Source organism: Bacillus cereus group sp. N8 (assembly GCF_016483685.1).
GTDB classification, from domain to species: domain Bacteria; phylum Bacillota; class Bacilli; order Bacillales; family Bacillaceae_G; genus Bacillus_A; species Bacillus_A proteolyticus.
In genome coordinates this window covers 12,879-33,329 of sequence record NZ_JAEHBK010000008.1, presented here as the reverse complement: position 1 = coordinate 33,329, position 20,451 = coordinate 12,879, and the positions used below count along the sequence as shown (strand labels likewise).

The window sequence follows — 20,451 nt, the reverse complement described above, 5'->3', positions numbered from 1 at the left end:
TTCATATTGAATTTCCTTTCAGTAACCTTACAATTTTGTAAGGTTACTACTTAAACCCGATATGCATTCCATTTCACATTATACTCCCGTACTTATTTTTGGCAAGTCACTATTTACCAATTTCAAAAATTTAACACTTCGCAACATGTGAATTTACAAATTTATTGACTCATTCATTTTAAATTAGGATGTTTTTTCCCTAACAAACGATAAAAATAAAGAGTCCAGCTAGTTATGAAATCTCTATGGATACAGTATATTTCACATTATTATTTCTCAAACGGCGTATACATGCTTTTCTTCCCTTGATTATAAATGAAAGCCGACTTTGCTTTTATTTTCGTTTTTTCTACTTCCCTATCTTCATTTGAGAAGTTCACAATGATTTTAATATCTTTTCCATAAGAAACAGATTGTACTAGCTTATCTTCTGACAAATACGCAAAATTCGTCATCTCTTCTTTTACTGCTTTTTCATGAACTTCATTCCAAACTTTTAGATGCTCTGTAATTTCTTTTTTATGCTTATTCCACTCTACTTCATCTAAATGGTACAACGGAGGAACATTATACAATAATTCGGATAGCATTCGATTTCCAACTTCATCTTTTACTTTTAAACTTCCCCATTCCCAATGATGCGTTGTAATAACGGAATCGTTGTATACTAATTTATATAATGGTACCGAATATACTGGATTTAAATATACTTGTTTATATTCTTCTTTCAATGGCACTTGTTTTACATATTTTTCAGGAACATTTTGATTTGGTGACCAATATCCGCCGACATAATACGGACTTGTTTTATTTTTCCTCATATCTTCATCGTCCCATTTAATAACGGGTGTTTCAATTCCGTGTGCAAATGCAATCGTATTACTAGCAAAATCATTTCCACCTTCAGAACCAACGACCATACCCTTTTCTTGCGCAATGTAGTCCATTCGTTGTAATCTTGCTTTTAAATCTTGCTCTTGTGTCGTTATATGTTTCGCTGAATAGTCATCGTAAATTTCACCCGTTGCATCACAATCAATAAACCATGAATTATATTTAGGTCCATTTTGTAATATATCGTTCATTCTTTCTTTTACACTAGGAAGTGATAATGTCGGATTTAGTTTTCGTCCTCTACCTAAAAATCCTTGCACCTTTTCTCCACTTTTCTTCGTTACAGTTGCCTCTTCATATAACGATGGATCATTAAAAGATGCTGTATTCCAATTCTTATCACCTTTCTCATGAATTGAGTGATAAGAATCATACGGACCAACTAAATACCCCATTTTCTTAGCTTCTGTAACGAAATTAGGCTGCATATATCCTTGTTCCCAGTTCGGTAGACCAATCCACGCTTTATCTATTCCTGCTTCTTTCATCTCCTTTATAATATCTGTCCCATCTGCGTTACCCCATTTGCTTACTTCTTCAACCGCATCACCAAGTATCGACTTTAACAAATGCTTATTTAAGTTATATAACTCCATCTTCGATAAGTGATCTATGCCTTTCTTTAATAGTGCATTAGCTTCCTGATCGACTTTAGGAAAAATATCCTCTTTATAAAATTCCTTCATGGATAATACTTCGTTTATATAACGTAAAATAACATTTTTTTGATATTTATCAATGAAATCTTGTTTACTTACTTGATCTAATACATTCAGTTCCCCAGGCTCTGAACTATTCTTTTGAATAAGTTCTTTTATATGGCTAAACAGCGGGCTATTTATTTGCCCCCTTAGTTTTGGCCAATTTATATTACTTTCTGATAAACCATTTTGATTCCAAAAATAAAAATGCGCCGCTCCATATAACTTTTCGATTTCTTTATTTTTTCTAGCCTTTTCTTGTAATGTTCTAAATTCACCTTTTTCAATAATATAATCCTTATACAGTTTAGCAATACTGACCGCATCATTATTTGTCACATATAATTGAAATCCATATGTTTTATTTTTATTTATGCTCGGGAATTCATGTGTAAAATCAAATCCTATTTTCGGATCCGAATGAAATTTCAATTCATTATTAAACATATTGTTCGCAATATATACAATGGAATACTTCGAACCATTTAACGCAAAAAACTTCATAGAAAATGATTCAGCAAATGAATATGCATCATCCTTTAAAAACTTCTTCCAATTCTCATCATTGCTCGGAATTTGCTTACCTTCCCATAACGGAAGTGTATAATTTTCAGCCTCTACTTTCGGCCACGTAAAGCTTTCCGCACCAGTCGATTCCACTTCAATGTTTAAGTGGTCTTTTTTCTTTTCTAAGTTTACTTTTACTTTTTCATCTGGATATTCCCACGATGTACGATCCTTTTCTTTTTTTACATTCGATACCTTCATTTTCGGTAGGGGTTGTGATGCCTGTTCCTTTACACCCTCATGTTCTACAGTTATTGTGAATGTTTCTGGATTTACATCGTAAGTAAAATCTTTATACGTCGCTTTCTTTATTTTAGACTCTTGTACAGTATTATTACCTTTTACATCACAACCGACTAAAGTCGAAAATGACATAGTTGTAAGAAGACATATCGCTATCATTTTTTTCATCCTCTGCACCTCCACCAATGAATATACAGGTGCTTTGTTACAGGAATGTGGCAAAAAATAATAGAGCTAGCATATTGCTAGCTCTATTTGGAGTATTAAAAAAGGTGATATGAACAACTTTAACTCGCTTAGAAGATATGTAATACGATAACTGCTTTTTTCTTTTTCACTAATTATGAAACTAAACAAATCAAAATTTTAACAAACATTCTTTAACTGAAAAAGTAAGTGTATACAAAGTATCCTAAAAGCAGTACTAAGATGATTATCCCTGTACCTTTCCAATTCATCCCCCCTGTCATATCAACAGGACTACCTGATTCCACTCTATTGAGTCCGTCATTTAAAGAACCAGTCGGATTACTTTTTAATTCACTTTGTCTCATACGTTCTCTTTTTTCTTCTGGTGACTCTTTATCCATATAAGCACCTCCAAAATTAATACACTCTTTACTAAATTATACATTATTATCTTTCTTTTATATGCCAATTTAACAGATATTTACAACAAAAAGAAAGCTAGCGATGCTAGCTTTCTTTATAATCCAATATGTTCTTCCTTATTTACAGTAATCCCTTTATGGTCGATTTCAAGCTCACATACTTTCATAGCTGTAAATACTCTCGCTAATTGCGCCGCAATTTCTTGTCGCTTCTCATATGGAGTTAATATAAAAATGGACGGTCCCGCACCGCTAAGCGCTGTGCCATATGCTCCGAATTCTTTTGCACATTTACGAATTGACGGTAATAACGGTACAAGTTCTAAACGATACGGCTCGTGAAAATGATCTCTCTCCATCATTTCACCTACAACTTCCCACTTCTTTTGACAAAACGCAGCTACTAATACGTTACTTATCGCACTAGCCTTAACGGCTTCATGAAATGGAAACATCTCTGGTAATACAGATCGACTCTCGTCCGTATTTAGCTCTTCATTCGGAATAAGAGAAATTACGCCTAATTCCTTACTTTCGATCCTTACAACGGAAACATTCTTTCCATCCAGTGCTCCGATTACAGTTCCACCTAATATAGAAGCAGCAACATTATCTGGATGTCCTTCAAAATTTGTTGCAATTTGAACTTTCTGATCACTTGTTAAGTTCAAATTTCCAAGCTGATTCGCAAGCTCTATTCCTGCTACAATTGCTGATGCACTACTTCCTAAACCTCTTGTCAGCGGAATATTACTAGTAACTTCTATTATATAGGGCGATAAAGAAGGACACACTTTACATGCCGTGCTAACAATTAAATTTTTATCATCCGTTGGAATTGAATCTTCAAAGGAATGGATTACTTGCCATTTATCTGCTTCCGCCTTTACCACCACATCTAAATATAATGACAACGCTATTCCTACTGAATCAAATCCAGGTCCGACATTCGCTGTACTAGCAGGGACACGTACTCTCAATGGTATCACGACATAATCACCCCTTTAATATGATCTTTAATTTGCTCTATATCATTTGACACACTTGCAATATCTAATTTATTAGAAGAAATTGCGATATCAGGATCTTTCAAACCATTTCCAGTTAATACCGCAACAACTGTTTCTCCCTTTTTAATTTTTCCAGATTGAACATGTTTGATTACGCCTGCTAATGAAGCATTTGATCCTGGCTCAGCGAAAACCCCTTCAGTTTTTGCTAATAATCTATACGCGTTTAAAATTTCTTCATCTGATACCATATCTATTTCACCATGAGACTGCTCAGCAGCCTCTACTGCATACGACCAACTCGCTGGGTTACCGATACGTATCGCTGTTGCAATCGTTTCAGGTTCTTCAATTACATGTCCTTTTACAATGGCAGCTGCTCCTTCGGCTTCAAAGCCGTGAATTCTTGGTTTTTTATAACCCTTTTCTTTTTCATATTCACAGAATCCTTTCCAGTATGCTGTTATGTTCCCTGCGTTCCCAACAGGAATAGCTAGAACATCTGGTGCATTTTCCAACTGGTCACAAATTTCAAATGCTGCTGTTTTTTGCCCTTCAATTCGGTAAGGATTTACTGAGTTTACTAATGTAATCGGCTCTTCTGCAGCAATATTTCTTACAGCCTTAAGTGCATCATCGAAATTCCCTTCTATTGAAATGATCTCCGCTCCATAAGCAACTGCTTGCGCTAATTTCCCATGCGCAATCTTTCCTTCTGGTATTACGATAATACATTTCATTCCGAGGCGTGCCGCATATGCGGCAGCTGATGCCGATGTATTACCTGTAGATGCACAAATGATGGCCTCTGAACCTTCTTCTTTCGCCTTTGCAACTGCCATTACCATGCCACGGTCTTTAAAAGAACCTGTTGGGTTCGCTCCTTCATATTTTCCGTATAACTGAATCCCTAATTGTTTTGATATATTTAATAATGGAATCAGGGGTGTATTCCCTTCCATTAAGCTGACATCAGGTGTGTTTTCATTCACTGGTAAATAAGAAGCGTACTGTTTTAATAGTCCTTTATACATATTGTTTTTCCTCCTCAATAATGTAGTAACTGTTTATTTCACTTGCGACATCTTCTATCGCTCCTAAAACTTGTTCGAATTGATATTTTGAAGTTTGATGCGTCACAACAACGACTTCTGCATGCTCATGATTTAATGGTAATTGGATTACCTCTTTTAAACTCACAGAATAATTAACGAAACATTCCGTTATTTTACGCAACATTCCAGGTTCATCTCGTAATGAAATACGTAAGAAATATTTCGAAACTACTTCTTCATCTCCTTGTAGTTCATACGGTTCTGGTTCTTTTAACGCACTTTTATTTTTCGGAACTTGATTCATATTTTTAACGATTGAAATGATGTCACTTACTACAGCAGAACCAGTTGGTAACTTCCCAGCTCCCGGTCCGTAAAACATCACTTCTCCTACTGCTTGACCGTGAACATATACCGCATTGAATTCATTATTCACATTCGATAGCGGATGATGCCTTGGTAATAAAGTCGGTTCTACACTTAAGTGAATGGATGATCCTTGTTTTTCGGCTTTACCAATTAGTTTCATAGTAAATCCTAATTTTTCGGCCATCTCTAAATCTTCTTTTTCAACCTTTCGAATACCTCTAACTTGCACATCATCTAAAGAAACATTCATCGAAAAACCTAAGTTTGCAAGAATTGCTACCTTTCTTGCAGCATCTAGTCCATCTACATCCGCTGTCGGATCTGATTCTGCAAACCCTAATTTTTGCGCTTCATGTAAAGCCTCTTCGTAAGACCATCCATTTTGACTCATCTTTGTTAACATGTAATTTGTTGTTCCATTTACAATTCCCATTATTTTTTCAATTTGATCTGAAGCTAGCCCGTCTGATAATCCTCTTAATATCGGAATCCCACCCGCTACACTCGCTTCGTAACATAAGTCACATTCATTTTTATTCGCTAATTGCAAAAGCTCCGCACCGTATACGGCCATTAAATCTTTATTTGCTGTTACGACATGTTTCTTACTTTGCAATGCCTTCACAATATGCTCTTTCGCTTCTTCAATTCCGCCCATTACCTCTACTACAATATCAATATTTGAATCATTTAGAACTTCATCGACATTACTTGTTACTACGATTCCATCGATACAAACATCACGTTCTTTTTCCAAATCACGTACAACGACTGTCTTTACCTTTACTTCATATCCTGTATCAAGAGTAATTTTTTTATAATGTTCTTTCAAAATATGGACAACACCACTTCCGACAGTACCTAATCCTAATACCCCAACATTAATAACGTTATTCATCTTCTAATCTCCTCCTAAATAGTTTAATTGTTACACCTATGAATCACCTTACTCTGCTTTTTAATCATGCAGGTGGTGGTTATTTCCGTACGTACTAAACGCTTCATGTTACCGCACCTCCTTTCAAAGTGATAAAAAAAAACCACACTCATCCCTAGGAAAGGGACGAATGTGTTTTCGTGGTTCCACCCTTGTTCCAACCTAGACTTACTTACTTTCTTCTAGATTGCTCAAGTTCAGATAACGGCTGATACCGTCAATAATTACTAAATTGCTCGTTCACTATTGAAGTTCAAAGGCGGTAAGATCATTTCTCGTGTTAGGAAGCTCGCAGCCTTTGGCCTCCCTCTCTGTAAACCGTAAAAATGTTCTCATGTCCTTATCGTTACTTTTTCGCTCATGTTTATTTGTTAACTCATTATACTCGCATAAAAAACAAAATCAATACTATTTTTTAATTATTTTAAATTTTCAATCTTAAAAACTATAAAAAAAACACACTCATCCCTAGGAAAGGGACGAATGTGTTTTCGTGGTTCCACCCTTGTTCCAACCCAGGATTATTTCTTTCCAGGTTGCTCAAGTTCAGATAACGGCTGATACCGTCAATAATTACTAGATTACTCTTTCACTATTGAAGTTCAAAGGTGGTAAGACCATTTTTCGTGTTAGGAAGCTCACAGCCTTGTCTTCCCTCTCTGTAAACCGTAAAAATCATCTCATGTCCTTATCGTTACTTTTTCGTTCATGTCTATTTGTTAACTTATTATAGTTATGAAAATTTTAAAAAGCAAGCCTATTTTTACTCACTATTTTAAAGATAATTTTTCATTATATTTCACAATAACATTTCATAAAGACTCCTCTTATTACGTATCTTATAACTTAACAACTTACAAGCCTGCAATTCACATATGAAAAGCTCATTCTAAAACGAGAAGATCCCGTTCTCATTGAAACTATATTAATAAAATAATTTTCAATACAATCTTTTTGTATAACTTTCTTCTAAAGAACGTGCAACTTCCTCTTCTGAAGCATTCACTTTTGCATGCTCCAGTAACATTTTCGCCGCTGAAGGTAGCTCTTTTTTATTTAGCCATGACTCTGGATTCCACATTTTTGAACGAAGAAAAGCTTTTGCACAATGAATATAGCATTCTTCAATTTCAACAACAATTCCAAGTAAAGGGTTTTTTCCATTTGCCTGCATTTCTTTCAAAATTTCTTCATCGTTTGTAATTAGTGCTCGGCCATTTATTCGGAGTGACTCACCGAGACCAGGCATGAAAAAGATTAATCCTACGTGCGGATTCGAAATAATATTTAAAATAGAGTCTATACGACGATTCCCCGGCCTTTCTGGGATAATAATTTTATTTTCATTTAATACATATACAAATCCAGGTGCGTCTCCCCTCGGCGAAGCATCACACTCTCCGAATTTATTTGCAGTAGATAATACTAGAAAAGGAGATTTAGACAGAAAATCTACACAATGATGATCAAGTGATGAAATAACTTTTTTCAAAGCCCGTTCACTTGGTGGCCCCAATATTTGTCGTAATTCTTCCTCAGTTGAAATTATTGATTTTATTTCCTTACTCTCTACCTTCACTAATAACCACTCCTTTTTCTTTATTTTCCCAAAATTCAATACAAATATTGTATAATAAAATTTGCAGAAAGGGGAATTAAAATGACAGAGTGGTTAACGATATTTGATTCTGAAAAAAATACACTTGGAAAGAAATTACGTGATGAAGTGCATCGTGACGGTGATTGGCACGAAACATTCCATTGCTGGTTTGTAGAAAAAGATGATGAAGATATGTTTTTATATTTCCAATTACGCTCTAAAAATAAAAAAGAAGCTCCAGGTATATGGGATATTACATCCGCCGGACATATTATGCATGATGAAGATGTGCAAATTGGCGGTCTACGTGAAATTGAGGAAGAATTGGGTCTTTCCTTCCAAACGACTGATTTAACATACAAAGGAATCTATAAAATAGATTATGAAATTTCAAACCTTACTGATCGTGAGTTTTGTCATATGTATTTCCACAATGTAATAAAACCACTTCCATTTGCACCAGGTGAAGAAGTAGACGATGTGATGAAAGTACATGCAACTTCTTTTCTACAACTATTAAAAAGAGATATTTCATCTTTAACGACTAATTCTGTTTTAAACAGTACTCCGATAACAATAACATTTGAAGATATTTATCCTTATAATCTTGAATACTATGAATTTGTTGTAGAACAAGGAAAAGAATTACTAAAAAATAATAGTTTATAAATAAAATAGGACCCCTAGCTTATAATATCCGGGGAGTCCTATTTTATTTATCATCATTGTTCAAGGAGCTTCAACCTTTTCTCTACTTGTATAAATAAGCGAATAATTAACAACAGCATAACAATCATAACAGCTATCATTGTATGCGGATATCTAAACAGTATACTAATAACACTTCCGATTAACATCATGATGAAACCATTTTGTTTCATCACTTCTGCACTATACCTATTACCCGCATCCCATAGTTCCTTATTTTTCATAGATCGCTTCGTACGATAACCATATGCCGCGTTAATATCTGTCGGTGGATTTTTTTGAAGTATAAGTGCAGCAAGTATAAATATAACACCAATCAATATGCTCATTCCTATGTTTACTAGTGCATCAATCAATTATATCCCCTCCTAACCTACACTTTCATTATACGACATAACCCTAAATTTCCCAATTGATAACACATTCACTTTCTTTCTTTCGATGTCTGAAACATACTTGGAAGTGTTACAAACCGAGCCCCTTTCATTTTTAACTGCGGAATGATTTTGTCTAGTGCATCTACAGATCCTTGCAAATGTCCGCCTGGAGTTGAATGCTGAAGTATGACACTACCTGGAAATGAATTCCCTAACACATTATTTGTAATCGTATCAGCACTTACACCTTTCCAATCAACCGTATCAACACTCCACTGTACAATCATAAAATTTTTCTCAGTTGCCCATTTCAATTGATTTTCAAGTATTTCACCATACGGCGGACGTATAAATTTAGGTGCATAACCAGCTAAACGATTTAATATTTCTTCCGTTTTTATAATTTGATTACGGTACTCATCCTCATTTACTTTCGCTAAATTCGGATGGTTATACGTATGATTACCAATTACATGCCCTTCATTAGCGATACGCTTTACTACATTCGGATACCTTTCTGCATTTTCACCAAGCAGAAAAAAAGTAGCTTTTACATTATGTTGTTTTAACTTATCTAAAATTTTCGGCGTAAATACTAAATCTGGTCCATCATCAAATGTAAGAGCTACTTCCGCTTTATTATATGGACCTGAAAATGCATACGCATATTTTTCAGCCCACGAAAACGGTGTCCATGACCCACGATCCTTTTCTTTCATTTGGACTTCATAATTTTGAGGAACGTGTAAAGCGTATGGCAATGAGCTTATATAGTCTCCATAATAAAATGAGTTATATGGCATATAAGCATACGAAACATTTCGCTCTAATCCCCATTGAAATGGAACGAACATCTCTGGTGAATAAAAATAATACATGATAAAAACCTCCCTAAAATTTCATATGTGATTCAGCTGCACTTTGTTAGAGAAATTCTTATTCATGAACAAAAATAAGACTGTCCATAATTAGGACAGTCTTACTACTTTATAAAATTAATATATCGTTGTACTATCTTTCGGCAAAGCTTTCACATGTTTTAAATAGCTCGTCACTTTGTCATCATCATCTTGCGGATATTGATAACCATAAGTGCTAGCAATTTCATTCGCAGCTTCCCTAAATAAATCTCCCATTACAAAGAATGACTCCCATATGTTTTCATATTCAGCATTAGAAAAGGTCCTCTTAAATTGTTGCCATATATCTTTTTCAAAATATTGCTCGAAATGCTTACCAGACTTCCCTGCATTAACTGTAAAGTCTGTTTTCATACCAATATGCCATTCTAGCATTACGATTAACATATCTCGTACTGGCCCTTCAAGCACCCCTTTCGCATAAGAAAGTTCCTCGCGCCACAACCCTTTTCCTACGTTTGTACTGCACCACCAAAATTCATTACAGCAATCTAAAAATTCTTTTTCTGTTGGCTTTTTTATTAAGTAATCTTTATCGCTTGCTGGTGGAAATTCTCCCATACAATTATCTTTATCTAGAAGCAGCTTACTTAAACTATCTTGCCCAACGAATATATCTATCAAATCAACCGAAACTAGCGCTAAATCAATTCGGTTCCCATCCATAAACTGCATTAAATACGGAAACTTCCCGTCTTCATCTGCTGGAAGTAATGACATTTCTTCCGGCATTTGTACAATCATTATCTCTCCAAATCTTTGAATCCAATTATGATTAGACGTAAAAGATTGGATATCTTTTACAACATATATAATATCATAATCTTGAAAACAATCTCTTTTCACATTTGGATTTACACGTGATCCATTCATGATGACTGCTCGAATTCTTTCATCCTCATTTGCTGTATTAATAATTAAGTCTAACATTTCTTTTTCAGTTCTCATCTATTCCTAACCTCCAATTTTTATATAAACTTATATTTTTATGTATGTTGGAGGTCCACGAGCTAGCTGTGTTACACACGATACATGTTATAATTTTTGAGATTTCTTTTTCATCCCTTTTACCTCCTCACATCACTCTTTTACGACTGCCATTATAAATCCATCATACCCTTTACTTCCGACAGTTTGAAGCGCTGTAGCACTTACACGTGGCTCTGCAGCTATCAATTCATAGAAACGACGTATCCCTCGTACACGAGGATCGCTGCTAGTATCGTCAATAACTTCTCCTTCACGTACTACGTTATCCCCAATAATTACGGTACCAGGGCGTGATAGTTTCAGTGCCCATTCAAAATAAGCAGGGTTATTTTGTTTATCTGCATCTATGAAAATAAAATCAAATGGTTCATACTTCTCATTTTCTATTTGCTGTAAAGAATGTAGTGCTAATCCTGTTCGTATTTCAATTTTATCATTCAAATTGGCACGTTCAATATTGCTACGTGCAATTTCGGCATGCTTTTCACTTGCTTCTAATGTAACAATTCGCCCTCCAGATGGCAATGCTCTTGCAAGCCATATCGTGCTATATCCACCTAAAGTACCAATCTCTAAAATGTTACGAGCTCCTTGAATTTGTACTAATAGTTGCAAAAACTTCCCTTGCGTTGGCGATACATCATGTGTTGGCAAATTAGCTGCAGCGTTTACTTGAAGGACTTCTTCTAATGTAGAATCTTTCGGTATTAATACATCACTCATATATTGATCAACAGCCGTCCATTTCTCAATCGTACTCATGTATATACCATCCCCTTAAAGTTTTTAATGCTTTTCTACCATTCACACTTGATTATACCGAAAATTCCGTTTTATATACAAAAAATAAGAAGGAACACCCACTCCATTACAGAATAGATGTCCCTTCTTTGTTGATAAATTTAGACCTTACGGATTAGTAGACCAAAGTCCTGCTGATTTAATAAATGTACGTTTATTTAATTTCAGCTGTGCTACGATAAACTCTGCAATATCTTCTGCTTGCATTACTTTATCAGGATTTCCATCAGTTAACCCTAAATCTACAGCCATATCAGTTGCTACTGTGCTTGGAGTTAAAGCTGTTACACGAATATTATGTTTACGAACTTCCATCGCTAACGATTCTGTTAAACCAAGAACCCCAAATTTAGAAGCACTATATGCACTTGTTACAGGCGCACCTTTTTGTCCTGCTGTAGATGAAATGTTAATAATATCACCAGATTGTTGTTCAATCATGCTTGGTAAAGTGGCGCGAGTTGCATAGTATACACCCATTAAGTTTACTTGAATGATTTTTTCCCAATCTGCAACTTCTAGTTCTAAAAACTTACCGAACTTAGAAATACCAGCGTTATTAATTAAAATATCGATAGATCCTAAACCATTTTTTAAAGTTTCAATTGCAGTCGTTACTTCTTCATATGAAGATACGTCAGCAGTGGCAATAACAGCTTTTACGCCTTCTGCTTCCACTTCTTTCGCAACTGCTTTTAAGTTTTCTTCTGAACGAGCTAAAAGACCTACATTTACGCCCTCTTTCGCTAATGCGATTGCTACAGCGCGACCAATCCCTCTACCTGCTCCTGTAATTAAAGCATTTTTGCCTTGTAATAATTCTGCCAAGTATAACACTCCTTAATCATCTCTGTTGTTTATTATATTAAAATTTTATCTGTGTTTATGTAAAAAGGCAATGATGCACTTTCATGTGCGTAGGTTACCTATAGGTAACTATAGTAGTTATGCATAACATTTTTAAAGAAAAATAGTGTTAGAAGGCTCTCCTCCTAACACTATTTTTCTTCATGATTCGGAATACGCACAATAAATTTTGTACCATTTCCTTCCTCACTCTCGACTTTTATTTCCCCATTATGAAGGTCGAGTACTTTTTTTACAATCGCTAAACCTAAGCCACTTCCTCCATAAGCACGGTTTCGTGAAGAATCGGCTTTATAAAAACGCTCAAAAACATGTTGCTTCTGTTCTTCTGATATACCAATTCCCGTATCATGAATACTTATTTCTACGAACTCCTTATGTTCTTTTAACTGAATCGTAATCGTACCACCACTTGGAGTAAATTTAATACTATTATGAATTAAATTAATCCACACTTGACTCATACTTTCTTGGTCCGCAGCAATTTTCACTTTTTCTAAATCAAGGTCTAACTCAATTTCTTTTTCAGCCCATAGCGGTTCACTATTTAATACAACTTGCTTTAACTGTTGATCTAATCGATAACTCACTCTTTCTGGTGTATACTCTTCTGATTCTAAAAGTGTTAGCTTTAATAGATTTTGACTCAGTTTAGATAATCTCGTTGTTTCAGTTTCAATAATGGTAAGATAATGCTTTCTTTTTTCCTCAGAAAGATTATTATCTTGCAGCGCTCTAGCAAACCCTTTTATAGAAGTTAATGGTGACTGTATTTCATGAGAAACATTCGATACAAATTCCTGGCGCATTTTCTCCATCGCGTTCAGTTCATCTGTCATATCATTTATACTCTTTACGAGTACACCAATTTCTCCATCATACTTTTCTTCATTTCGTATTTTTACAGAGAAATCTCCTTTTGCAATTTTTTGTATCGGTTCAATAATAGTCCAAATCATCGCCTCTCGCTTGGGTCTCATTAAAATTCCGATTAATGTCCAAATAAGAACAATAAAAACAAAGCCAACCATATCACTAATTAGAAAAGTAATAAAAGGCGATACGTTTATTTCCAGAGCTTTCATTACACTAGACGATACAAAAAAGGCTATAGACCAAATTATAGTAAGAAAAGTAAAGAGCGCTACTATCGCCCCCACTACTTTTAACATCTTCATCTTACTCATTCTTTCTCTTTTTCTCATTTACTTACCTCTAAGCGATACCCTAAGCCCCTTATCGTCCTTATACTAAACTTCGATAACTCTTCTTGAAACTTTTCACGCAACCGATTAATATGAACGTCTAGCGTGCGTTCATTCCCTTCAAAATCATATCCCCATACGTCTTCTATTAATTGCTCTCTTGAACAAGTTCTTCCCGCTTTAGATCCTAATGTAAAGAGCAATTCAAATTCTTTTAACGGCAACGTCACCATTTGTTCTCCGGCGTTAACTTCAAATGTTTTACGATTTAACAGTACATTCCCAACTTGAATAGATTGCGATACTGTAATTTGATAACGTTTCAACAATGCCTTCACTCTCACAACTAATTCTAAAGGATCAAATGGTTTTACAAGATAATCATCTGTTCCGAGGTGAAACCCTTTTATCTTTTGAGATGTTTCACCTTTAGCAGTTAACATAAGAATCGGTATATCATAGTATTTTCTTAATTCATAACATAAATCAAATCCATCCATATTTGGCATCATAATATCAAGAATCGCCATATCAACTTTCACTTCTTCTATTCTTCGAAGAGCATCTAATCCATCAACGGCCTCATATGTTTGAAAACCTTCTCTTTCCAAAAATACAGAAACAAGTTCTCTAATGTGCGGATCATCATCTACAATTAATATTTTGGGTATCAAGGAATCATCTCCTTTCTGCTTAACATACTTTTTAGCACTCTAAAATTAACAATCAGTGAAGTGCCCCCTCACTGATTGTTTTCATTCTATAATGCTCCTTCTTTAATTTTCAATTGTTGCATTGCAAATTCACGGTACATGTCATGTGTCCGTAATAACTCATCATGTGAGCCACTTCCTGTAAGATTCCCTTTTTCAATAAAGATAATTTTATCTGCATCTACAACAGTAGAAAGTCTATGCGCAATAACTAAAGTTGTTCTACCTTTCATTAAGTTATTTAACGCCTTCTGAACAACCGATTCGGATTTACTATCAAGACTTGAAGTCGCTTCATCTAACATAAGGATTTGCGGATTTCGTAGTAACGCTCGAGCGATCGCAATTCGTTGTCTTTGCCCTCCAGAAAGCTTCACACCACGCTCTCCAACTTCTGTTGCATATCCGCTTGGTAAATCATGAATAAACGCATCAACATACGCCATCGCTGCCACTTTTTCAATTTCTTCATCCGTCACATCATTCTCAACACCGTAGCAAATATTATCGCGAATCGTTCCATCAATTAACGGACTATCTTGTGAAACATAACCAATTTGACGTCGCCATGACTGTAATGAATAGGCCGTAATTGGTTCTTCTCCTAATTTTATTACACCATTAGTCGGCTCATAAAAACGTTCTAATAGCGAGAATAAAGTTGTTTTCCCACTACCACTTGGTCCTACAATCGCTGTTACTTTTCCAGATTCAATCGTGAAATCGATATTTTTCAATACTTTCTCATCTTCGTTATACTCAAAATTCACATTTTCAATAACGATTGACTGCTTTGCATTTGTAACTTCCACACCAGTTTCATGGTCTTCTACTTCATATTCTAAAATCGTATTAATTCTTTCAGTTGCACCAATTGCCTTTTGGAATTGTGTGAAAAACATAGATAATTGACTCATTGGCATTATAATTTGAACTAAATATAAAATAAACGCTACAAGTTCCCCTGTTGTTAATGCGCCACTAGAAACTCGCATTCCACCATACCCTACGATAATAACAAGCAACGCCATTAAAACAAACGACATAACTGGTGAAATTAACGCTTGCACTTTTCCTTCTTTCAAACCAAATTGCAATAACTTTTGGATACCTGTATTACCTGTTTCATATTCTCTTTTTTCCGTATTTGAAGATTTCACTAAACGAATTTCTGATAGCACCTGTGTTAACACACTTGTAAAAGAAGCTGTTTCATCTTGAAGTGCTTTTGAAATCTTATACATTTTTCGTCCAAGTGGCACTAAAATTAGTACAGATAATGGAATAACCGTTAAAAGTAATGCTGTCATTTTCCAATCTAAAACAAATAATACAATTAACGATCCAATAATTGAGATACCGCCTGTTAATAAGTTTGACAAATGCTCAGAAATTAATGTTTTCACAACACCTGTATCATTTGTCATACGGCTAATCGTATCGCCTGTTCTATTTTGATCATAATAAGATACTGGTAAAATAAGTACCTTTTTCCACAATCGTTCTCTAAGTCCAGCTACAATTTTTTGTCCAATATAATTCAATAAATAAATTGACAATCCTGCAGCAATTGTTTGCATAATAAAGAATGCGACTAACCCAACAATTTGTCCTGTACTAATTGAAGAAAGCGAAAAATTATCAACTAATCCTTTTGTTAGCATCGGAATAAACAAACTCGCTCCAGTAGAAAGTAAACTCATTAATAATGCAAAAATAAGAATGCCTTTCGGTGGATTTGTATCTTGAATAAGACGTAAAAACTGCCTCCAATTTCCTTTTTTCTTTTCTGTATTCCCAACTTCCATTGTCGTTCATCTCCTCGTTTTCAACAAAACTATGCTTTCTAAAAATAGAATACGATATAAATGTAAACTGAATGTAAACACACTTTTCTATTTTTACAAAATATACATATAAACTCATCTTTACAACAGATATAAATATCTGATATTATTACCTGGTACTTAATATTATTCTATGCAAATGCTAGGCTACGCATAAAATATATATAACGGTTTTTCTTAATTAGCCAATTTATAATACTAAATAAATCTCCAGTTACTGAAAGGAGTATCCTTTTTGCAAACAAATAAACATTCTGAAAAGGAAACAATCATTTTTATTCATGGATTAGTTGGAAATCGCCGTGCCTTCAAAAAAGAGCATAAACGATTTTCTGCATCCTACAACATTATAACTTATGACTTATTAGGCCACGGAGATGATAAGGGAGAAGCTATCGACTTTTCAATACAGCGCCTCGTAGATCAATTATTGAATTTGTATGAAAAAGAGGGAATTAAAAAGGCTCATATTTGTGCTCTAAGCTATGGCTGTTATATCTCTACGACATTTGCACAAATGCATCCAGAAAAAGTATTGAGCATTTGTCATATTGGTGGACATTATAATAACCCTTCTCGTTTATATAATGTTTTTCAGAATTTTTGGGAAAAACGTGGTGATGAATATTCATCTTGGCTTTCTCAGTATGCTAGTACTATTTTTCCAAGTGGAATACTAAGGGCAAATCCGTTCGCTGTTATTTCACGAAATATTTATTACCGTTTCGGATTACAATTACACTCGTCCATTATTGCTGAGTCATTACGACATCGCTTAGAATTCGACTTGAAATCTAAATTAAAAGCACTTACCCATCCTATATTATGGGTAATGGGAGAACATGATCACCTCTATAAATCTTGTCTATTCGATTTAAAATCTATTCTTCCAAACGTTCTATATAAGGAAATACCTTTAGCAGGACATGCAGCAAACTTATTTCGTCCTAACTATTTCCATGACTTATACGATCGATTTTTAAATGGGAAGTTAAAGTAAAAACTACTACACTTCCAATTTATTTAACTATAAAAAGGCTTCCCAAGTTTCCCCGGAAAGCCTTTTCTTTATACGAAAAGTAGTATATAAACTACTTTTTCTTAGTATGCTTTTGTGTAACCTGTTAGGTGTTTAGCCCAGTAAGAGTTATTAATTGAACTAATTCTTACACCCACACTTTCATTCTCTGCACTAATGAACTGACCGTTTCCTAAGTAAACACCCATGTGAGAAAGACCTGATTTATATGTGTTAGAGAAGTATACTAAATCACCTGGTTGTGGATTGCTAGTTTTTGTTTTAGAGCTCCAGTATCCAGCAACTGTTTGACGAGCGCCTTTATGACCAGTTTGATTTAATACGTAGTGAATGAATCCACTGCAGTCGAAACCAGCAGTAGTTTGACCACCAAATACATATTTTGAACCATTTAAAGATCTAGCGAATCCAGCGATTGAAGATGTATCTCCACCTGTTGGCGCTGTTGGTTTTTGTACTTGGTTTTGTCCTTGGTTCGTACCTTGGTTACCACCAGTAACTACATTGTTCACTCCGCCTTTTACAAACTTAACAAAGTCTGCACTTACGTAACCAGTGCGGCCGTTATGGTTAATTTTATACCAACCATTTTCAGCACCAGTAACGTTTAATACTGTACCATTTGTTACCCCACCAATTACAGGGTTATATGTAGCTGGACCTGTACGTACTTTTAAAGCACCTGTGTTAACAACATATGATCCACCAGTTTGAACTGTAGTAGTATTGTTGTTGTTTGTAGTTGGTTGCTGAGTTTGGTTAGATACAGCTGAACCACCTTTTGTTACGAAGTCTTTACTTACGTATCCAGTTCCACCATTGAAGTTAATTTTAAACCAATCTTGAACTTCACCTACAACTTGAACTGTTTTTCCTTTATTTACAGAACCTAAAACAGTATGAGATGCACTTGGGCCTGTACGTACGTTTAGTGAAGAAACGTTTACTGTGTAAGTACCTGTTCCTTGCTGAACAGTAGTAGTAGTTCCTTTATTGCCACCAGTTGTTACGAAGTCCCCACTTACATAACCTGTTTGACCATTTACACTAACTTTGAACCAACCGTTTTCTTGTCCAATTACTTGAAGTACTTGACCTGCTTTTACTTTAGAAATAACGTTATGTCCTGTACCAGCACCTGAACGTACATTTAATACATCAGCTGTTACTGTGTATTTTAATTCAGAAGTTGTTTCTACCGTTTTTGTTTCAGTTACAGTCGTTTGAGTTTGAGTTTGAGTTTGTCCATTAATTTCTTTTAGCGCATCATTTGAAACTTGTGCATGAGCAGAATCCATTCCAGGAACTGCTACACCTACTACAGATGCTGCTGCTAAACCTGCGATTACTTTTTTCATAAGTTGTCTTTACTTCCTTTCCCTACTATCCTCTTGAGAAAAACTATAAACTTAGTACTTTACAATATTATCAAAGTAAAATATTCATCCAGTTCCATTTTTTAGCAAGAGTTTTATTTTTCACACGTCGTTCATTTTAAACGATTGAAGTGAATTCCGTGTGAACTTCATGTGAACTTTACCATTAAACAGTGTGTTTTTGCAACGATTTTTTCAAATTTATTATGTATTACATCAAGTTTTAAATTTTTTATGTTATTTCGATATAGTTTTTACACTTTCTATCTACTATGGAAATTCCATTAATCTAATACATAAACACAATATATTTTTCTAGAAAGGTCTTTTTCATGAGGCACACTCTTATCATGACAAAAAACCTCTTATTTATCAATAGTATAATATTTTAAGAAAATGAATTCTCAATACTATGTATGATTTTAAACAAAGTGATGATTTGTAAGATTTCAAACATGAAATTTCATCCGACTTGAGAGCACTCCCATTCCAAAAACACAATTGATTATTTTGTTTCTCTGCTAAATATGGAATTATTAGGGTTTTGTTGATAGAATATGTATAGTCACATAAAAAGAGGAGTTGCATTTGTGGAAAAAATAATAGACGATCACATAACTAATAATATCGAGCTTTACTATACACTTACTCACTTATTATCTTTTGCAACATTTAAAAAGGTACACGCTATTGAAACAAAGAAAAACGAATTAAAAGAACAGATAAAAACAATACAGCATACAAACTCCTACCATGTATAAAAAGGTGAACAGATTATATCTCTGTTCACCTTCTATTTTTTATTCTATTTGTAAATTTTCACACGAGTTTCTAATGGCTGATATTCTTTATCTCCTGCCGAAACTACCGGTTTACCAAACGGTATTTGCGCAGTTAACTTCCAGTTTTCAGGTACATCCCATTCTTTTCTTACTTCTTCATCAATCAACGGATTATAATGCTGCAATGTAGCACCAAAACCTTCAATCTCTAACGCTGTCCAAATCGCAAATTGCAACATTCCAGAAGATTGCTGAGACCATGTAGGAAAATTATCTTTGTATAGTGCAAAGTTCTCTTGCAAACTTTCTACTACTTTACTATCTTCAAAATACAAAACTGTCCCATAGCCACTTCTAAATGCATTCATTTTCTCTTCCGTAGGTGCAAAATTATTTTCAGGTACAATTTTTCGTAACGTTTCTTTCGTAGCATCCCATAATTTGTCGTGTTGTTCACCTAGTAATACAACAACTCTTGCACTTTGAGAATTAAAAGCCGAAGGTGTATGTTTCACAGCATGATAAATCACTTCTTGAATTCTTTCATCAGAAACTACTTGCTCTTTACTAATCGCGTAAATAGATCTTCTGTCTTCAATTGCTGAGTAAAAATCTTTTGCCATCACAATTCCCTCCAATTTTTATTTGAGGCAATATCATATGTATGAAGCATATAATACCCCTAAACTTATTAATAATAAGTTCTTAACTTAATAATATCAACAAACAAAAACAAACTCAAATGATATCACTTAAGTTTTTACTCCCAATTCGTCAAAGAATAAAAAAAACAGTCTATTGTCACCAACATCAAGGTTCGATAAACTGTCTACTTTATT

General features: G+C 34.6%; 19 protein-coding genes and 2 other annotated features. Of the genes, 3 read left to right on the top strand and 16 right to left on the bottom strand.

Going from position 1 to position 20,451, the window contains the following annotated elements; genetic code table 11:
- Positions 1 to 269: 269 nt before the first annotated feature.
- The 6 genes from JDS80_RS14095 to JDS80_RS14070 form a co-directional block, all read right to left on the bottom strand.
- Positions 270 to 2,573, bottom strand: coding sequence for a glycoside hydrolase (locus JDS80_RS14095; RefSeq protein WP_199638951.1), 2,304 nt, complete (start codon positions 2,571 to 2,573; stop codon positions 270 to 272).
- A 212-nt stretch (positions 2,574 to 2,785) separates the two neighbouring features.
- Positions 2,786 to 2,995 carry a DUF6366 family protein gene (locus JDS80_RS14090; protein WP_071745659.1) on the bottom strand — a complete coding sequence of 70 codons (210 nt, stop codon included), beginning with the start codon at positions 2,993 to 2,995 and terminating at the stop codon, positions 2,786 to 2,788.
- 116 nt (positions 2,996 to 3,111) lie between these two features.
- The gene (gene thrB, locus JDS80_RS14085; protein ID WP_071745660.1) at positions 3,112 to 4,005 is read right to left on the bottom strand and encodes a homoserine kinase; all 894 of its coding nucleotides are present in this window, start codon (positions 4,003 to 4,005) and stop codon (positions 3,112 to 3,114) included.
- Entirely contained in the window at positions 4,002 to 5,060 is a 1,059-nt protein-coding gene (gene thrC, locus JDS80_RS14080) for a threonine synthase (RefSeq protein ID WP_071745661.1), read from the bottom strand. Before thrC ends, thrB begins: the two co-directional genes overlap by 4 nt.
- On the bottom strand, positions 5,053 to 6,348 hold the full coding sequence (locus tag JDS80_RS14075; RefSeq protein WP_071745662.1) for a homoserine dehydrogenase: 1,296 nt from the start codon (positions 6,346 to 6,348) through the stop codon (positions 5,053 to 5,055). Before JDS80_RS14075 ends, thrC begins: the two co-directional genes overlap by 8 nt.
- A gap of 158 nt (positions 6,349 to 6,506) precedes the next feature.
- Positions 6,507 to 6,743: a binding site (T-box leader), on the bottom strand.
- A 116-nt stretch (positions 6,744 to 6,859) separates the two neighbouring features.
- Positions 6,860 to 7,091 (bottom strand) — a binding site (T-box leader).
- A gap of 236 nt (positions 7,092 to 7,327) precedes the next feature.
- Complete coding sequence (locus JDS80_RS14070; protein WP_098888968.1) at positions 7,328 to 7,966, bottom strand: pyridoxamine 5'-phosphate oxidase family protein; 639 nt, start codon at positions 7,964 to 7,966, stop codon at positions 7,328 to 7,330.
- 81 nt (positions 7,967 to 8,047) lie between these two features.
- On the opposite strand from JDS80_RS14070, the gene JDS80_RS14065 reads away from it, so the two are divergent.
- Complete coding sequence (locus JDS80_RS14065) at positions 8,048 to 8,656, top strand: NUDIX hydrolase (RefSeq protein WP_098888969.1); 609 nt, start codon at positions 8,048 to 8,050, stop codon at positions 8,654 to 8,656.
- Positions 8,657 to 8,709: 53 nt separating this feature from the next.
- Here the strand turns inward: JDS80_RS14065 and JDS80_RS14060 are convergent, their stop codons facing one another.
- The 8 genes from JDS80_RS14060 to JDS80_RS14025 form a co-directional block, all read right to left on the bottom strand.
- Positions 8,710 to 9,048, bottom strand: coding sequence for an SdpI family protein (locus JDS80_RS14060; RefSeq protein WP_142347467.1), 339 nt, complete (start codon positions 9,046 to 9,048; stop codon positions 8,710 to 8,712).
- A 71-nt stretch (positions 9,049 to 9,119) separates the two neighbouring features.
- A complete protein-coding gene (locus tag JDS80_RS14055) occupies positions 9,120 to 9,950 on the bottom strand; it encodes a peptidoglycan-N-acetylglucosamine deacetylase (protein WP_098888971.1) in 831 nt (276 codons plus the stop codon).
- A gap of 117 nt (positions 9,951 to 10,067) precedes the next feature.
- Entirely contained in the window at positions 10,068 to 10,940 is an 873-nt protein-coding gene (locus JDS80_RS14050) for an aminoglycoside 6-adenylyltransferase (RefSeq protein ID WP_098888972.1), read from the bottom strand.
- A 132-nt stretch (positions 10,941 to 11,072) separates the two neighbouring features.
- Positions 11,073 to 11,744 carry an O-methyltransferase gene (locus JDS80_RS14045; protein WP_071745668.1) on the bottom strand — a complete coding sequence of 224 codons (672 nt, stop codon included), beginning with the start codon at positions 11,742 to 11,744 and terminating at the stop codon, positions 11,073 to 11,075.
- A 147-nt stretch (positions 11,745 to 11,891) separates the two neighbouring features.
- A complete protein-coding gene (locus JDS80_RS14040; RefSeq protein ID WP_199638949.1) occupies positions 11,892 to 12,611 on the bottom strand; it encodes a 3-ketoacyl-ACP reductase in 720 nt (239 codons plus the stop codon).
- Between the two features lie 170 nt (positions 12,612 to 12,781).
- Positions 12,782 to 13,855, bottom strand: coding sequence for an envelope stress sensor histidine kinase HitS (gene hitS / locus JDS80_RS14035; protein ID WP_199638947.1), 1,074 nt, complete (start codon positions 13,853 to 13,855; stop codon positions 12,782 to 12,784).
- Positions 13,852 to 14,529, bottom strand: coding sequence for an envelope stress response regulator transcription factor HitR (gene hitR / locus JDS80_RS14030; RefSeq protein ID WP_071745671.1), 678 nt, complete (start codon positions 14,527 to 14,529; stop codon positions 13,852 to 13,854). The genes hitS and hitR overlap by 4 nt, the downstream gene beginning before the upstream one ends.
- Positions 14,530 to 14,615: 86 nt before the next feature.
- A complete protein-coding gene (locus tag JDS80_RS14025) occupies positions 14,616 to 16,376 on the bottom strand; it encodes an ABC transporter ATP-binding protein (RefSeq protein WP_098888973.1) in 1,761 nt (586 codons plus the stop codon).
- A 274-nt stretch (positions 16,377 to 16,650) separates the two neighbouring features.
- Here JDS80_RS14025 and JDS80_RS14020 point away from each other — a divergent pair, with 274 nt between their 5' ends.
- Positions 16,651 to 17,415 (top strand): alpha/beta fold hydrolase, encoded by a 765-nt coding sequence (locus JDS80_RS14020; RefSeq protein WP_071745673.1) that lies wholly within the window; start codon positions 16,651 to 16,653, stop codon positions 17,413 to 17,415.
- Between the two features lie 101 nt (positions 17,416 to 17,516).
- Here the strand turns inward: JDS80_RS14020 and entFM are convergent, their stop codons facing one another.
- Positions 17,517 to 18,812 (bottom strand): enterotoxin EntFM, encoded by a 1,296-nt coding sequence (gene entFM, locus JDS80_RS14015; RefSeq protein ID WP_071745674.1) that lies wholly within the window; start codon positions 18,810 to 18,812, stop codon positions 17,517 to 17,519.
- Between the two features lie 608 nt (positions 18,813 to 19,420).
- Between entFM and JDS80_RS14010 the strand changes: the two genes are divergently transcribed.
- Positions 19,421 to 19,591, top strand: a complete 171-nt coding sequence (locus JDS80_RS14010; protein WP_084667417.1) for a hypothetical protein — start codon at positions 19,421 to 19,423, stop codon at positions 19,589 to 19,591.
- 44 nt (positions 19,592 to 19,635) lie between these two features.
- On the opposite strand, the gene JDS80_RS14005 is transcribed toward JDS80_RS14010, so the two are convergent.
- A complete protein-coding gene (locus JDS80_RS14005; protein WP_199638945.1) occupies positions 19,636 to 20,235 on the bottom strand; it encodes a nitroreductase family protein in 600 nt (199 codons plus the stop codon).
- Positions 20,236 to 20,451: the final 216 nt, after the last annotated feature.

What these genes read in the sequence shown, in the direction of transcription:
- JDS80_RS14095 (WP_199638951.1), bottom strand. Translation starts at nt 2,573, where the DNA reads ATGAAAAAAATGATAGCGATATGTCTTCTTACAACTATGTCATTTTCG.
- JDS80_RS14025 (WP_098888973.1), bottom strand. Translation starts at nt 16,376, where the DNA reads ATGGAAGTTGGGAATACAGAAAAGAAAAAAGGAAATTGGAGGCAGTTT.
- JDS80_RS14005 (WP_199638945.1), bottom strand. Translation starts at nt 20,235, where the DNA reads ATGGCAAAAGATTTTTACTCAGCAATTGAAGACAGAAGATCTATTTAC.
- JDS80_RS14050 (WP_098888972.1), bottom strand. Translation starts at nt 10,940, where the DNA reads ATGAGAACTGAAAAAGAAATGTTAGACTTAATTATTAATACAGCAAAT.
- JDS80_RS14065 (WP_098888969.1), top strand. Translation starts at nt 8,048, where the DNA reads ATGACAGAGTGGTTAACGATATTTGATTCTGAAAAAAATACACTTGGA.
- JDS80_RS14045 (WP_071745668.1), bottom strand. Translation starts at nt 11,744, where the DNA reads ATGAGTACGATTGAGAAATGGACGGCTGTTGATCAATATATGAGTGAT.
- entFM (WP_071745674.1), bottom strand. Translation starts at nt 18,812, where the DNA reads ATGAAAAAAGTAATCGCAGGTTTAGCAGCAGCATCTGTAGTAGGTGTA.
- JDS80_RS14090 (WP_071745659.1), bottom strand. Translation starts at nt 2,995, where the DNA reads ATGGATAAAGAGTCACCAGAAGAAAAAAGAGAACGTATGAGACAAAGT.
- JDS80_RS14055 (WP_098888971.1), bottom strand. Translation starts at nt 9,950, where the DNA reads ATGTATTATTTTTATTCACCAGAGATGTTCGTTCCATTTCAATGGGGA.
- JDS80_RS14075 (WP_071745662.1), bottom strand. Translation starts at nt 6,348, where the DNA reads ATGAATAACGTTATTAATGTTGGGGTATTAGGATTAGGTACTGTCGGA.
- hitS (WP_199638947.1), bottom strand. Translation starts at nt 13,855, where the DNA reads ATGAGAAAAAGAGAAAGAATGAGTAAGATGAAGATGTTAAAAGTAGTG.
- thrC (WP_071745661.1), bottom strand. Translation starts at nt 5,060, where the DNA reads ATGTATAAAGGACTATTAAAACAGTACGCTTCTTATTTACCAGTGAAT.